At 28.1% G+C, this 15,054-nt stretch carries 16 protein-coding genes; 4 read left to right on the top strand and 12 right to left on the bottom strand.

Annotated features, from left to right (window positions below):
- The 8 genes from ACH36K_RS05570 to ACH36K_RS05535 all read right to left on the bottom strand — a co-directional run bounded on the left by ACH36K_RS05570 (position 1) and on the right by ACH36K_RS05535 (position 7,234).
- Positions 1-999 (bottom strand): molybdopterin-binding protein, encoded by a 999-nt coding sequence (locus ACH36K_RS05570; RefSeq protein WP_411169966.1) that lies wholly within the window; start codon positions 997-999, stop codon positions 1-3.
- Between the two features lie 78 nt (positions 1,000-1,077).
- Positions 1,078-1,884, bottom strand: a complete 807-nt coding sequence (locus tag ACH36K_RS05565) for an XdhC family protein (RefSeq protein WP_411169965.1) — start codon at positions 1,882-1,884, stop codon at positions 1,078-1,080.
- An 11-nt stretch (positions 1,885-1,895) separates the two neighbouring features.
- Entirely contained in the window at positions 1,896-2,702 is an 807-nt protein-coding gene (gene yqeB / locus ACH36K_RS05560) for a selenium-dependent molybdenum cofactor biosynthesis protein YqeB (protein WP_411169964.1), read from the bottom strand.
- 33 nt (positions 2,703-2,735) lie between these two features.
- Entirely contained in the window at positions 2,736-3,479 is a 744-nt protein-coding gene (gene yqeC, locus ACH36K_RS05555) for a selenium cofactor biosynthesis protein YqeC (RefSeq protein ID WP_411169963.1), read from the bottom strand.
- 196 nt (positions 3,480-3,675) lie between these two features.
- Positions 3,676-4,734 carry a selenide, water dikinase SelD gene (selD, locus tag ACH36K_RS05550; protein ID WP_411169962.1) on the bottom strand — a complete coding sequence of 353 codons (1,059 nt, stop codon included), beginning with the start codon at positions 4,732-4,734 and terminating at the stop codon, positions 3,676-3,678.
- A 200-nt stretch (positions 4,735-4,934) separates the two neighbouring features.
- Positions 4,935-6,074 (bottom strand): mechanosensitive ion channel family protein, encoded by a 1,140-nt coding sequence (locus ACH36K_RS05545; RefSeq protein ID WP_411169961.1) that lies wholly within the window; start codon positions 6,072-6,074, stop codon positions 4,935-4,937.
- A 275-nt stretch (positions 6,075-6,349) separates the two neighbouring features.
- Positions 6,350-6,508, bottom strand: a complete 159-nt coding sequence (locus tag ACH36K_RS05540) for a DUF1540 domain-containing protein (RefSeq protein ID WP_411169960.1) — start codon at positions 6,506-6,508, stop codon at positions 6,350-6,352.
- Positions 6,509-6,628: 120 nt separating this feature from the next.
- Positions 6,629-7,234 (bottom strand): FMN-dependent NADH-azoreductase, encoded by a 606-nt coding sequence (locus ACH36K_RS05535; RefSeq protein ID WP_411169959.1) that lies wholly within the window; start codon positions 7,232-7,234, stop codon positions 6,629-6,631.
- A gap of 196 nt (positions 7,235-7,430) precedes the next feature.
- Here ACH36K_RS05535 and ACH36K_RS05530 point away from each other — a divergent pair, with 196 nt between their 5' ends.
- Positions 7,431-7,808 (top strand): winged helix-turn-helix transcriptional regulator, encoded by a 378-nt coding sequence (locus tag ACH36K_RS05530; RefSeq protein WP_411169958.1) that lies wholly within the window; start codon positions 7,431-7,433, stop codon positions 7,806-7,808.
- A gap of 291 nt (positions 7,809-8,099) precedes the next feature.
- Here ACH36K_RS05530 and sdaAA read toward each other — a convergent pair whose 3' ends face one another.
- The 4 genes from sdaAA to ACH36K_RS05510 all read right to left on the bottom strand — a co-directional run bounded on the left by sdaAA (position 8,100) and on the right by ACH36K_RS05510 (position 12,127).
- Complete coding sequence (gene sdaAA / locus ACH36K_RS05525; RefSeq protein ID WP_411169957.1) at positions 8,100-8,981, bottom strand: L-serine ammonia-lyase, iron-sulfur-dependent, subunit alpha; 882 nt, start codon at positions 8,979-8,981, stop codon at positions 8,100-8,102.
- Between the two features lies 1 nt (position 8,982).
- A complete protein-coding gene (sdaAB, locus tag ACH36K_RS05520; protein WP_411169956.1) occupies positions 8,983-9,663 on the bottom strand; it encodes an L-serine ammonia-lyase, iron-sulfur-dependent subunit beta in 681 nt (226 codons plus the stop codon).
- 128 nt (positions 9,664-9,791) lie between these two features.
- Entirely contained in the window at positions 9,792-10,382 is a 591-nt protein-coding gene (locus tag ACH36K_RS05515; protein WP_411169955.1) for a hypothetical protein, read from the bottom strand.
- An 89-nt stretch (positions 10,383-10,471) separates the two neighbouring features.
- Positions 10,472-12,127 carry a nucleoside kinase gene (locus tag ACH36K_RS05510; RefSeq protein ID WP_411169954.1) on the bottom strand — a complete coding sequence of 552 codons (1,656 nt, stop codon included), beginning with the start codon at positions 12,125-12,127 and terminating at the stop codon, positions 10,472-10,474.
- Between the two features lie 185 nt (positions 12,128-12,312).
- Between ACH36K_RS05510 and ACH36K_RS05505 the strand changes: the two genes are divergently transcribed.
- The 3 genes from ACH36K_RS05505 to ACH36K_RS05495 all read left to right on the top strand — a co-directional run bounded on the left by ACH36K_RS05505 (position 12,313) and on the right by ACH36K_RS05495 (position 14,866).
- Entirely contained in the window at positions 12,313-12,984 is a 672-nt protein-coding gene (locus tag ACH36K_RS05505; RefSeq protein WP_411169953.1) for a DUF421 domain-containing protein, read from the top strand.
- Complete coding sequence (locus tag ACH36K_RS05500) at positions 12,984-13,364, top strand: DUF4363 family protein (RefSeq protein ID WP_411169952.1); 381 nt, start codon at positions 12,984-12,986, stop codon at positions 13,362-13,364. Before ACH36K_RS05505 ends, ACH36K_RS05500 begins: the two co-directional genes overlap by 1 nt.
- Positions 13,365-13,672: 308 nt before the next feature.
- Positions 13,673-14,866 carry a 3D domain-containing protein gene (locus ACH36K_RS05495; protein ID WP_411169951.1) on the top strand — a complete coding sequence of 398 codons (1,194 nt, stop codon included), beginning with the start codon at positions 13,673-13,675 and terminating at the stop codon, positions 14,864-14,866.
- Positions 14,867-15,054 lie beyond the last annotated feature (188 nt).

Raw genomic sequence — 15,054 nt, 5'->3', positions numbered from 1 at the left:
TTAATATATATTATTTGCGTATTCATTAGTAATGCATAAGCCTCCATGGCTATAAGCTACTATATCACTCTTAGTAAGCTTTTCTCCTGCCAATATCCTTGGTAAAAGAACATCAAAAGTAGTGCTCTTTGAGAATATAACACCTCCAGGAAGACCTAGTATTGGCATATCTCCTTTGTAAGAAATCAAGAACATAGCCCCTGGGAAAATAGGAGTTCCGTAAGATATAATTTCAGCCCCTACTTCTTTAATTGCTTTAGGAGTTAAATCATCAGCATCTACAGACATACCACCTGTGCACAAAATCATTTCCGCTCCATTGTTAATCCAATATTCAATAGATTCTTTTATCTTTTCTGTGTCATCTGGCAATATAGATTGTCCAATAATCTCACAATTGTATGGATATAGTTTTTTCTCAATAACTTCTTTAAAAGCATCCTTTATTCTTCCATAATAAACTTCATTTCCTGTGGTCACTATTGCAACTTTCTTAGATTTTATTGGATAAATATTTATTATTTTTTCCTTTATTAAATTTGCTGCTTCAATTAATTTTTCTTTCTTTATTGCTAATGGAATAACCTTAGTCGCGGCAACTTTATCTCCTTTTTTAACAACTTTGTTATTATTTATAGTAGACAATATAATTTCATCTATAGAATTTAATTTTATAAGTGAATCTAAGTCTATTTTTAGTAACCCATCTATATCTGCAAAAAATTCTATCTTTCCTTCTTTGACTTCTGAAAAGCTTAGTCCACATCCAGCTGATATTTCCTTAAGAATTTCTGCTGCCTCATTTTCATGAACCAAGTCTTCTTCATCATTCCATATATAGATATGATCCTTTCCTACTGATAAAAGTTCTTCTATATCCTCTTCTTTAATTATGTGACCTTTTTTAAACAATCTTCCTTTAAATTCACCTGGAACTATTTTTGTAATATCATGACATAATTTTTGACCAACTGCATCTCTTACATTTATAACCCTCATATGTTCCTCCTTGTCTTATAGAATACTTATTTCCTCTATAAGTACTATAATAACCCTACGTCTAAATTTTATTTTTACTTAATCCCAAATTTTTTTTGTATCATTTTTATGATTTAATGAGCCTTTATTTTTTATAAGAATTATCTCACTTAATATCCCTAAAGCAATTTCTTCTGGTAAACTTGATGCTATGTCTAATCCAGTTGGAGCATATACCTCTTTAAGTCTTTTTTCAGGAATACCTTCATCTATAAGCTCATTCATTATATGCTTAATCTTTTTTACACTTCCTATCATTCCTATATAAGCAGCATCTCTTGTAACAACACTTTTTAAAGCCTCTTTATCAGTTTGATGTCCTCTTGTAACTATAACAACATAATCCTCTTTGTTTATATTGTAGCATCCTAATGATTCTTCTATGTTTCCAGTTATTATTTCATCTGCTTCTTTAAGTCTTTCATCATTTTTATACTCTTCTCTATCATCAAAAACTACTGTATAAAAATTCAAAATCTTAGCTATGCTATTAAGTTTTTCTCCTATATGTCCTCCACCAACTATTATAAGTCTTTTTTTAGGCATAAATACTTTTATATATCCTTTAACGCTTCCGCCACATTGCATTCCTAAATCACTTTCATTTAAACTATATTGAAAGCTTGTACTTTCTCCTTTCTCTATAGCTTCTTTAGCCTTATTAATTATAGTAAGTTCAACTTTGCCACCACCTACAGATCCCAAAGTTTCTCCATTACTAAACACGGCCATTGAAGATCCATGTTTTCTGGGTGATGAGCCTATATCTTCTGTTAATATCGCTAATGCAACACTTTCGCCCTTTTTAAGTCTTCCATAAATCTCAATCAATAGTTCTTCATCCATAATTAACCCTCCTATAAACCCTTTATTTTTTTTGTTATTAGTATGGCCTCTAACACTCCCCCCCCAATATTTCTTGCTTTATCAGATATTGTGGTGTAATTTTCTACCTCTTTTAATCTTGGATCTATATCCCCTATTTTTAGTCCTAAATGAACGTTAGTACCATCTTTAATTAGACCTCTAAGTAAACCATCTATAGGTGCTAATACTTCCTTTTCATTTATTATTGCTAATACTTCACCTTTTTTTACTATGTCACCTATAGACTTCAAATTCTTTATAGAGCCCTCACATTCACTATATATTACTCTTTCTTTAGAATATCCACCAATTTCTCCCGGAATTCCAGTATTCTCTTTAGCATACCCTTCAAAGATTAATCTTCCTAAATTATGTCCTCTCATTGTTTCAATTACTATGTCTACATCTACACCTGCATTAAAGCCTGGTCCTAATGCTATTGTTATTGGTGCCATATTCTTATTAGTTCCAATATTTTTTTTAGCTAATATTGCATCAACAACTGCTAATGGCTTAATTTTTTCTATAAATTCCCCTTTGCTATCTACTATTATAGGAATAATATTATTTTTAAATGCTTCATTTACTTCATCTAAATCTTTAACACGTATAGATCTTATCCCTTCAACTATAGTTTCTCCATTATAAATAGCATCACTAAATGAAACATTTCTCCTTATAGCTGTTGGTTTTTCTGTTTCTAAAACTAATACTTTAAACCCACTCCTATAAAGTTTTTGTATAGTTCCAGAAGCTATATCGCCTCCACCTCTTACTACTATTTTCCCTAATTCCATAGTTTAAAAACCTCATCTTTCTTATATTTTGCTTTAGAACTCAATATATCTATAGAGCTCATTTTTCAAACTTCCAAATATTATTTTATCCAAAAGCTTGTACTTATTATTATTTTTCTTAATCTCCTCAAGGAGATCCTTAAGAATATCTGTATCAACTCCTTCTTCTATTCTATTTAAGAATAGTACTTTTTCCCCCTTAGAATTTTTAAATAACCCATTTTCTCCGAATATAACTCTTATAAAATGCTTTATACCTATTATTTCTCCTAAATAGCTATCTGTAAGTTTATTAAATTCAGTTACTCTATGAACGTTCTCATCATTTATTATCATTCCTAGTGATTTAAAGCTCATTATACCTATAGTTATATCAGTTTTATCACAAATTACTGGTTCTGTTTCATTCCACCCTTTTATGGATTTTTTCTTAGATCCATCAGCTTCTACTATTATATATGGAAAATCATTTATGCATATATTTAAATCTTCTTTGCTTATGCCTATAAGCTTATTTTCATCATTTATACATGTTCCATATGCATATATTCCATTAGAATTTAACTCCTTAATATTATTATAATTATCTTTTCCTATAGCCATATAATCTACTACTTCTTCATTTGGAGCATATATCCTTGTTGTAGTTGAAACTAATACTTTATTATTTGATTTAAGTTCATTTGCTAACAAATACATTAATGTAGTTTTACCACCAGAACCTACTATTGAAACTAAAGAATTTCTTTTTAAATTTAAAATTTCACTTAAGTTCAATTGATTCTATCTCCTTTATATTTAAGTTAATAACTAGATATTTTATATAGCTTTTCTTCTTACATATTCTACATAATATAATTATATAATAAATAGTATATTTGTTATATAATTCATATGTAAATATTTACTTAAGATTTACTGAAGATACTTAAAAATTAAAATAAGTGAAGCTATACAACTTCACCTGCTTTAATTATGATATAGTAATTATATTTTTATTAGTTTCTTTTTTAACCACTTTTCCTATTATTTTAGCTTTTATCTCACTTCTATCATTTATATTTTTTAATAATTCTCCAGCCTTGCTTTCTTCAACTGAAATTAATAATCCTCCTGATGTTTGAGGATCAAAAAGAGATAACCTTACTTGTTCTGAAATCTCATCATGGAAGTCCACCCATTTTTCAAAATATTTTTCATTAGAATATGCTCCACTTGGAAGGCAATATTCCTTTATTAAATCTATTACTTTATTCATTACTGGAACTTCTTTGCTATCTATCTCTAACTGAACATCACTACCATTTGCCATTTCGTAAGCATGTCCAATAAACCCAAAACCTGTTATGTCTGTACAGGAATGAACTCCTATCTTTTGCATTTCTTCTGAAGCTATCTTATTCAGTGTTGACATTACTTTTGCAGCTTCTAAAAATTCTTCATCAGTAATAAATTCTATTTTTAAAGCTGTAGTTAAGACCCCTGACCCTATTGGCTTAGTTAATATAAGCACATCTCCATCTTTAGCCCCTGAATTTGTTATTACTTTTTTTGGATCAACTATTCCTGTAACTGATACTCCGTATTTTATTTCTTCATCTGTAATAGTATGGCCTCCTGCTATAGTTGCTCCTGCTTCTCTTATTTTGTCTGCTCCACCCTTTAATATTTCAGCTAATATTTCTGGTCCTATAGTTGCTGAAAAGCAAGCTAAGTTCAATGCAGTTAATGGCTTTCCGCCCATTGCATAAACATCACTTAAAGCATTAGTTGCAGCAATTTGTCCAAAGGTATAAGGATCATTAGCAACTGGTGTAAAAAAATCTACTGTTTGCACTAACGCTAAATCTTCTGATAATTTATAAACACCAGCATCATCTGATTTATCAAATCCAACGATTAAATTTGGATCTCTATCTTCTTCCTTTGCCTCTATATGACACAAAACCTTTGCTAATCCATCTGGGGTAAATTTACCCGCGCATCCACATCGTTTTGATAATTGCGTAAGTTTTTTATTATTTATTTCCATATAAACACCTCATATATATTATTTAAAAGTACTATTTTTAATTATAATTTACTTAATAATTAAATTATAACACTAAATTTATATAAAAAAGTGGACATATGTAAATTTACTTATTCCGTCGCTCCGCTCCAACTCAACGCAAACTTACATATGTCCACTTAAATACTGAAGGTAAGAAAAGAATAGATAGGATCTCCTATCTATTTTCCACGTTCTTCTTCAGTTATATTTCTTATTGATTCTAATTCTGTACACTCTGTCTCACAATTGGAACCTCTATGTTCAAGTCCATTTCCAAAATTAAATGTAAAAAACATCAATTCAACTTCTTTGTCTCGAAGTATTTTTAATATTTTAATATTTATTTCTTCTTTAAGTTTTTCATAACAAGTGTAGTTTAATTCATTTGTATAAAAATAAACAAAAATCCCAAAACCATAAGTAGATAATTCATTAAAGCTTACTATAATTAAATCCTTATCTATTTTTTCATGCTCCTTAAGCAAATTTTCTATTTCATTTATAATGCCTTCAATTTTTTCTACTTCTGTATCAAATTTTATTGTGAATTTAAAATGTATTCTTCTTAATTTTCTTTGTGTCCAATTTATAATATTTTCATTTGCTAATTTAGAATTAGGTACAGTTGCAACGGCCATAGAAAATGTTCTAATTTTTGTACTTCTAAAGGTTATATCTTCTACTATTCCTTCAACTTGAGAGGTTTGTATCCAATCACCTATTGCAAAAGGTCTATCTAATACTATTATCATTCCTCCAAATAAATTAGAAAAAGCGTCTTGTGCCATTAAAGCAAAGGCTATACCGCTAATTCCAAGCCCTGCTATAAATCCTGTAAACCCAAATTCTCTAGCTATGCAGCTTATTCCAATAACAACGATAATTAATCTTATTATTATAGAAATAAAAGGGAAGACTATGGTATTTCCTCCATCACCTCTATGCATTCTTGTATATAAAAGCGAATTTTCTAATGTTAAGTTATATAAAAAATAACAGGCAACTATAACTACAAATACCATTTTTAATCTATCACTTGTAACTGTATTTACATTTAATCCATCAAAATCTATAATTCTCAAAGATAAATATAAAGAATATAGTATTATGTATAATTTAGTCGGCTTTTCTAAAGCCCTAACAAGGCTATCATCTGCAAAATTTTTAGTCTTTTTTGCTAGTCTAATAATATGGGTAAATATATTATCTACTATATATTTATTTATAGTTATTGCTAAAACTATAACTATAATTGCAATTAAATATTTGCTTATACTTATTTGAAATAATACTTTAATAATATCTTCTAATTCTTTCATAGTTCCTCCTAAAAGGACTTCTACAAAATGTTAACTATAAACTTAATAACACCTGTATTTTATTTGATATCAAGTATTATTTTTACCTATATATTTTGTTCTTATCCAATTAATTTAGAAGTGGACTACTTTAATTTTAATTCATTAACTCTAAATAATTTTTAACTATAAAAAGATAGAGAAAGTATAAATTTCTCTATCTTTTTATTAATTCTTTTATAATGAATTATTTTATTCATTATCTAATTTCAATTCTAAATTATCAAGTTTAATTACTATCTTAATTCAAAAGAATTGCAATCTGTACATTCAACTTGAGTTGGGTGTTTTTCATGTGTTCCAACTTCAATCATTGATAGTGTACAATACTTTTCATTTGTATTGTTATACTTACATTGTTCAACTGTACATTTTATGTTTGGATTCTTATCCATTTAAATCACCACCTTACAAAGTTATTATTTACTTTTAAATTTATACTATTCATAGCTTGAATATAATTTATGGTGATGATTTTAATTTATATTATTTAATCTTAATATTTCTTATTAATTCTAAAATTCTTTTGCTATTTCTTTTGCTTCTGAAATTGTATCTGAAAGTATCTTTTCAACATCCATTCCATATACATCAAGACTTTCAGCAGCAAGGCTCTTAACATCTTTTATTCCAAAGAAAGCTAAAATTGTTCTTAAATATCTTTCTCCCATTTCAAATTGTGAAGTTACTGAATTTGTATAATCTCCACCTCTTCCTGAAACTATAAGAGCCTTATTAGCCTTACATATTCCAACTGGACCTTCTGCAGTATATTTAAAAGTTATTCCTGTTACACTTACATAATCAAAGTAAGCTTTAACTATAGCTGGTGCTCCTAAATTCCACATAGGAGCTGCTATAATAACTTTGTCAGCCTCAGCCATTTGATATGCATATTTTAATATTGGATGATTTTTACTTTCTTCAGTTTTTTCTCCAAATACTGCTTGTAAATCTTCTGGTCTTAAGAAATCAATTTTTTCCTTATATAAGTCTAATACTGTAATTTCATCACTTGGATTATTCTTTTTATATTCCTCAATAAAACTATCAGAAACCTTAAATGTTCTTGATTCACCTTCTGGTTTAATATTTGCTTTTATATATAGTATTTTACTCATTTTTTCCTCCTATTTATATTACCATTGTAATATATATCTTTTTTGTTATAATATAAATATTAGATTATATGATATATTTTTTCAAGTAGGTACTTTTTTTATATATAGTATATAAAAAGATACTATATATTAATATTTAATATATTTATTATGTTTCAATTTTAATAAATATATGTTATAAGTAAGGAGACATTTTATGGAAAAGTTTTCAATAAATCATACAGACTGTTATGTAAATGAAAATACAAATTCTCACGAAATATGCCCAATGATTTTAGTTCACAAACTAATTTCAGGAAAATGGAAAATACTAATACTTTGGTATTTATGTAATGGCTCACTTAGATTTAGTGATATTAAAAGAAAACTTCCTAACGTTACTCAAAAAATGTTAACAAACCAGCTTAGAAGTTTAGAAGAAGATAATTTAATTTATAGAAAGGTTTATCCTGTGGTTCCTCCTAAGGTTGAATATGGATTAACTGAAATTGGTACAAAAATTATACCTGTTTTAAAATCTATGCATAACTATGGAAAAGAATATATAGATATGCTTAATGGTGAAATTTTATAAATTGCGAATTAAACTTAATGCCCTGTATTAATGAGGCTAATTCGTCATTTAATAATTTTAAGTGGAGAAATATAAGTTGGCGAAGATAAATAGAATATGTGGAATAAGCATATAGCGAGCAGTTAGAAGTACTTAGTGAAGGAAAGACCACTAGGCCTTAGTGTTGTTGGTTTGTTTGAGTGTAGCGAGTTTAACCAAAACTCTTGGCATAGTAGTTTTTCTGAGCCTAGTACTTCTTTGCGTAGCTATTTAGCTTATGGAACATATCTATTTATTGTAGCCTTTATATTCTCAATTTTCTCCAAAAGCCTTTTTCTTTAAAGCTAATCCAGCTTTTGTTATAGCCACTCCTCCAAGTCCTGTTTCCCTTAATGATGAAGGTAAACTTCGTCCTACCTTATACATTGCAGATAAAGCATCATCAAAAGGTATTTTAGATTCTACACCTGCCATAACTAAATCTGCTGTGCATAAAGCACTTATTGCTCCAGAAGAATTTCTTTTAGCACAAGGTATTTCCACTAAACCTGCAACTGGATCGCAAACTAATCCTAATATATTTTTAAACACTATCGCAGCTGCATCTAATGACATTTTAGGTGTTCCACCCATCATTTCTACAACTGCTGCTGATGCCATTGCTGCTGCTGAGCCACATTCAGCTTGACACCCACCTTCTGCTCCTGCAAATGTTGCATTTCTTCCAATAATCATTCCAACTGCTGCTGATGCGAATAAAGCCTTCATAAGCTCTTCATCATTTTTACCAAGTTTTTCTCCAGCTGTTAGTATTACTGCTGGCAGAATTCCACAAGATCCAGCTGTTGGACAAGCAACTATTTTCCCCATAGAAGCATTAACTTCTGAAGATGAAAGAGCCATAGCCATAGCCAATATCATTGTATCTCCTGTTAATGATTTTCCCTTTTTTAAATATTCTTGTAACTTATAGGCATCTCCACCAATTAATCCACTAACAGAATATATCTCTTTTTCTCTAGCTTCAGCTGCTCCAACTCTCATAACCTCTAAAGTTTTTTTCATTTTTAAGAAAACTTCTTCTCTTGAAATATCTCTATCTTCCATTTCTCTTATAATTGCATATTCACTTAATGAAATTGAATTTTCTTCGCATATATGTACAAGTTCTTCTCCAGACTTTGCTATATCCAAACTATTCACCCTCCTCAACTTTATTAATAAGGATTACTTTTTCTATTCCTTCAACTTTTTTAATTTCTTCTATTAATTCACTTGGAATTTTACTATCAACTTCAAATGTCATAGTAGCATTTTTACCTCTTTGGTTTCTACCTAAATTTAAAAATGCAATATTAACTTTATTATCATATAAAATATTTGTAACCTTTGCTACAGTTCCAGGTATATCTCTATGTGAAGTTATTATAGTTGCATAAGCACCTGTAAATTTAACTTTATTTCCGTTTATTTCAACAATTTCAATATTTCCTCCGCCTATTGAACTGCCTATGACATCACATTCCTTGCCATTTTTACATTTCATTAAAAATCTAACAGTGTTAGGATGATAATCTCCTAAATCTTCATCCTTAAATGCTATTTTTATTTCCTTTTCTTTTGCAATTTCAAGAGAATCTCTAAGCCTTTCATCTGATGGATCCATTCCCATTATTCCAGCTACTAAGGCTCTATCTGTTCCATGTCCCTTGTAGGTTTTTCCAAAGGATCCATGTAATAAAAAAGTAACCTCAACTACTTCATCTCCAGCTATTGTACGAGCAACCTTTCCAAGCCTTGCTGCTCCTGCTGTATGTGATGAAGATGGCCCTACCATTATAGGTCCTAATATATCAAAAACACCCATGCCACTCATGCTTTTTTCTCCTTTAGTTATAAATTTAATTTAACTATTTATTATTATATATATGAACCTAATAATTATCTATAATTTATTAATTTAAATCTCAATAATTATTAGTCACTATTATACATTGGTAAAACTCATTTATTATATAGTTTTTTACAATCTACATTTTCTCTAATAAACATTTTATACTTGCTCTTTTTATAAACAATTTCTACTATGCTACCCAAATTAATTTCTTTAATCTTTATATATTCTACATCTTTTCTTTTTATTTTAATAACTTTATCATTTTTTAATACTTCAAATTCTTCCTTGTCTAAATTATAAAATGTACCTACATATTTCTTTTTCTCTATTATATATGTACATATAAGTACTGATAAAATTATAATCCAGGTTAAACATATATAACTATTACTATATCGTGGTATAAAAAATAGCAGCCAATATAGTCCAGTATTTCCTATATACCTCTTATCAATATTAAAAAGCATATTTTCTTTATTTAATTCACTATATAGGTACTCTAACTTCTTTCTTTCACTAAATAAAAGAGAATTCATATTTAGTGAATGCACTTTTCCATTATAACAAAGTATAGCTAAGATATTCTCATCATAATATAAACTTCTAATATCACATTTTTTTATAACACGTTTTTTATATATAATCTCTTCTTCATTTACATCTAAAATTACCCTACCATAGTCACTTAATAATACCATTAAAATTCACCCACCCAAAAATAGTATAAAATAACAGACAATTAATTATATATTAATTGCCTATTATTTTTTAATATAAAAATCTACTATTAATACTTATAAAAAACACTTCCACCGATGAATTCTCTTAAAATACTATTTGTAGGAACGTAATCCTTATCTATTTCTTTAAAGAAACCTAGAAATGATTTTAATCTACTTACTTCTAAATAAACTGGACTATCCTGGCTTATTTTATTTAATTCCTCTAAGGCATATTTCTTTAATACACATAGCTCATAAACTAAAGTAGAATTAAACATTACATCAGCCTCTTCTTGAAAAACAAAAATATTTTTTTCTTCTCCTCTTCTAATAGATGGCCACATCTTCAACGTTTGCTCTGCTCCATAACCCCTTGATAAATAATCTCTAACTATTCTTCTAATTCTTCTTATATCTGTTGTTGCTATTCTATTATGATTATCTAAATTAAGTTGTGTTAGTGCTGATATATATACTTTAAATTTATGCTTATCAGAAATAGAAGCTGTAAGCATTGGATTTAATCCATGAATCCCTTCAATCAAAAGTATTCCATTACTTGGAAGGATCAATTTATGACCTATCCATTCTCTTTCACCCTTTTTAAAGTTAAAACTTGGAATTTCAACTTCTTCTCCTTTTAATAAACTACCTAAATGAGAGTTAAATAAATCTAAATCTAAAGAATATATACTTTCAAAATCATATTCTCCATTTTCATCCTTTGGAGTATGATCTCTATCAACAAAATAATCATCCAAAGATATAGGCATCGGAACATATCCATTTACTCTAAGTTGAACTCCTAATCTATTTGCAAATGTAGTTTTACCAGATGAGCTGGGTCCTGCTATTAATACTACCTTTGTTTCCTTTCTTTCACTAATCATATCAGCTATTTGGGCTATTTTTTTTTCATGAAGAGCTTCAGAAACCATAATTAAATCTCTTAACTCCTTATTTTCTACTTTATCATTTAGAGATCCTACTTCTCCAATACCTAGTATATTTAACCATCTTTCTGTTTCTATAAAAATTTGAGATAATTTTCTATTTTCCTTAAACTCTGCTACTATATTTAAATCATCTTTCTTTGGATATTTTAGCACAAAGCCTGGATCATAATACATTAAATCAAGTGCTTTTATTATTCCTGTTGAATATGCCATTTGTCCATAGAAGTAATCATATCTTCCATCTAACTCATATAAATTTACATTTTCAAAGGTTACATGATTTAATAAAGAAACCTTATCTTCCATTCCATAACTCTTGAAAATTTCAATTGCTTTTTCCCTTTTCACCTTTATTTTATTTATTGGTAAGTCTTTATCTATAAGTTCCTTCATTCTTACCTTTATCTTTTCAATATCACTTTCATTTAAAGCCTCTTCTTTATGAAGTTCACCAAAGACTCCTTCTCCAAGACTATGCTCAATTGTTATTATTGAATTATCATAGAGGTCTAAAGCAGCTTTTATAAATATAAATTGTAATGTTCTAGTGTAAATTTTATATCCTATTGGAGTATTAAACTTTACTAGTTCTAAAACTCCCTCTCTATCTATCTTATGAAACAACTCTTTATACTCTCTATCTAGTCTGCATAAAGCAACCTTATTTGAATCAATATTCAGATAATTATCTATAAACTCTTTATAAGTAGTATCCATATTTACTAAGTAGTCTTTATTATTGTATTTTATATTTAAATTATTCATTAAATTCCCTCCTAATACCTACTTACTATTCTCTAATCTCTATTCTCTATTTTATAAGAATCTTCCATATGTATATTATATACTTGAATCTAAAAAAATCTATAAAAATGTATTGTTACCTATTTAAATTATAGGAATAAAGTTATAGTTTTATACAAATAATATCTCATGCGAGGTGTTTGAACATGTTTATAGTATTAATAAGAACTATCTTTCTTTACGCTTTAGTTATATTAGTAATTAGATTAATGGGAAAAAGACAAATAGGAGAATTACAACCCTATGAGTTTGTAATTACAATAATGATTTCAGACTTGGCAGCCTTACCTATGCAAGATACTAGGCTTCCTTTGATTCTAGGGGTAATACCTATAATCACTTTATTATTTATAAAAACTATTTTATCTATAATTCAATTAAAGAGCCAAAAGGCTAGACAAATTTTAGAAGGTGAACCTTCTATTTTAATTTCTAGAGGTAAAATTAATTTTGAGTCTTTAAAAAGACAACAAATAAATTTAGATGAACTTATGGAGGAAATTAGATTAGCTGGGTATTTTGATTTAAGTGAAATTGAATACGGCATACTAGAGAACAATGGTCAAATGTCTTTTTTAACTTCTGATAGTAGTAACTCTAAAAATAATAATTCTACTAAGCCTCTATTACCAGTTATATATGTATTGGATGGAAAAGTAAACAAAAATGCTCTAACATCTAGTGGTAAAAATTATGAGTGGATTAAAAAGCAATTAAAGAATCATAAAATAAACTCTATAGATGATGTTTTAATTGCAATGACAGATACAAAAGGAAAATTTATTTATCAACTACATAAGGACAAGGAGGATTATTAATGAGAAATAGTATTATCTCTGTAGTTCTTTTTATAGCTTTGATCTCAGGCTTATTATTTCTTGATAACAAATTTGTATCACTTTGTGATGATGTAATGTTTAAATGTCAAGAAATTGAAGATTTATTAGAGGCAAATGAAAATTATATAGCCTATGAAAAGTCAGTTGAATTATTAGAATTCATTGAAGAAAGAGCTGATATTCCAGCTATATATTTAAATCATGTTGATTATGATTCTTTAATGAATGAATCCCTAAAGCTTTCCCTATATATTAAAAGTGATGAAAAAGGAGATTCATTAGCAACTCTTCATGTATTAAGATATGCTGCAGAACATTTAAAAGAACTTCAAAAACCTAACCTTAATAACTTATTTTAATGTTACCTTAAAATCTTAAAAATTCATATTAAAAAGACATTAAATAAATTTGTTTTATACAAATCTATTTAATGTCTTTTCGATATAAGTTCTTATCTATTATTTATATTTATAATAAAACTTATTTTAAGTTTTATTAAGCTTATCCTTAATTATAGCACTAGTATATATAATGTTATATATTACATTATATTACATTTTTCTTGCTAAGATCTAATATTTATTGTAGGATAATACATATCATTATAGTCTTATATGACTATTTACATATCAATTATTGTAGCATTGTTTAATTGGAGGTGTATATTTTGACAAGAAGAGCTTTATTCTCTGCATGCATGACTTTTTTATTTTTACTTAATAATAGTTATATTGCATTTGCAGAGCCTAACCCTACTGAAGGCCAAACTATCCAGGAAAATAAGATTAAATATGAACAATTAGATAGCGAAACAATGGAATTAGATACTAAGATTAGTAAATTAAATAGTGAAATTAATAATCTTAACGAAAAGTTATCTAAAAACAATTCTGAAATTGAAGATACTAACAACGAAATAAAAACTATTAATTATAAAATTGAAGAAGCAAAGCTAGAAATTGATAAAACTCAAAAAACCCTTGATGGACGTCTACGTTCAATGTATAAAAGTAATATGACAACAGGTATGTTAGTTTATTTAATAACTTCTGAAAATATTTTTGATATGCTCAACAGGGTACAAGCTATGAGCAAAATTGTTTCTATTGATAAAGAAATGATTTCAGAAATAAATAAAAAAAAGGATTCTCTCAACAAAAATGCAACAGAAATAGAAGAAAAGAAAAATGAATTAGAAAAGCTTAAAGAATCGATTCAAAGTGACTTAGCGGAAGTAAACTCTAAAAAAGAAGAAGAAGAAAACCTTTTGGAAAGTTTAAATTCTAGAAAAGATGAAATTATGTCTGTAATAGAGGCTAATGAAGAGAATTTAATTTCTCACCCTCTTTCTATAATCAACTCTGATTCTTCATCAATTTCTGAATTACAAAATGCTGTTAATACATTGCAAGCTATGTTACCTCAACTTAATAGTGATTATTCTATAGGATTAGCTAAAGATGCAATTAATTTAGGTAATGATAAAATTGCTCTAGCTAATGAAAAGTCTTCTGAAGCAGAATCTAAACCGACTACTTCCAATTCTGTGGAAGATGTCAGTGGACAAGTATCTACACATACTATGAACGCAACTGCATATACTGGACATGGTCTTACTGCAACAGGTCTTAAGCCTATAAGAGATCCTAATGGAATTAGTACAGTTGCTGTTGACCCTAATGTTATACCATTAGGATCAAAGGTTTATGTAGAAGGATATGGGTATGCTATAGCTTCTGATACTGGTGGAGCTATTAAAGGAAATAAAATTGATTTATATATGAATTCAGATGCTGAATGCTATGCTTTTGGTAGACGAACTGTTACTGTAAATGTAATTGCTTATCCTGGGCAATGGTAGTTAAATTAATAAAAAAGTTCACCTATGTAAGTTTTGCTTATTCCGTCGCTTTGCTCCAAGTCATCGCAAAATTACATAGGTGAACTTCAAAACTGAAGGATGGAAATTATAAAAAGTTATTCACGGGGTAAGCTTTTTATAATTTCCTCTAAAGATTTAAAAAGCTATATAATTGGATGTAGGGGAAT

The sequence above is a fragment of the Clostridium sp. MB05 genome (genome assembly GCF_046581255.1).
GTDB lineage: Bacteria > Bacillota > Clostridia > Clostridiales > Clostridiaceae > Clostridium.
This window is presented reverse-complemented; position numbering and strand designations above follow the sequence as displayed.

Coding starts and splice junctions, on each gene's coding strand:
- ACH36K_RS05570 (WP_411169966.1), bottom strand. CDS start 999: ATGAGGGTTATAAATGTAAGAGATGCAGTTGGTCAAAAATTATGTCAT.
- ACH36K_RS05565 (WP_411169965.1), bottom strand. CDS start 1,884: ATGGATGAAGAACTATTGATTGAGATTTATGGAAGACTTAAAAAGGGC.
- yqeB (WP_411169964.1), bottom strand. CDS start 2,702: ATGGAATTAGGGAAAATAGTAGTAAGAGGTGGAGGCGATATAGCTTCT.
- selD (WP_411169962.1), bottom strand. CDS start 4,734: ATGGAAATAAATAATAAAAAACTTACGCAATTATCAAAACGATGTGGA.
- ACH36K_RS05545 (WP_411169961.1), bottom strand. CDS start 6,074: ATGAAAGAATTAGAAGATATTATTAAAGTATTATTTCAAATAAGTATA.
- ACH36K_RS05540 (WP_411169960.1), bottom strand. CDS start 6,508: ATGGATAAGAATCCAAACATAAAATGTACAGTTGAACAATGTAAGTAT.
- ACH36K_RS05535 (WP_411169959.1), bottom strand. CDS start 7,234: ATGAGTAAAATACTATATATAAAAGCAAATATTAAACCAGAAGGTGAA.
- ACH36K_RS05530 (WP_411169958.1), top strand. CDS start 7,431: ATGGAAAAGTTTTCAATAAATCATACAGACTGTTATGTAAATGAAAAT.
- sdaAB (WP_411169956.1), bottom strand. CDS start 9,663: ATGAGTGGCATGGGTGTTTTTGATATATTAGGACCTATAATGGTAGGG.
- ACH36K_RS05515 (WP_411169955.1), bottom strand. CDS start 10,382: ATGGTATTATTAAGTGACTATGGTAGGGTAATTTTAGATGTAAATGAA.
- ACH36K_RS05510 (WP_411169954.1), bottom strand. CDS start 12,127: ATGAATAATTTAAATATAAAATACAATAATAAAGACTACTTAGTAAAT.
- ACH36K_RS05505 (WP_411169953.1), top strand. CDS start 12,313: ATGTTTATAGTATTAATAAGAACTATCTTTCTTTACGCTTTAGTTATA.
- ACH36K_RS05500 (WP_411169952.1), top strand. CDS start 12,984: ATGAGAAATAGTATTATCTCTGTAGTTCTTTTTATAGCTTTGATCTCA.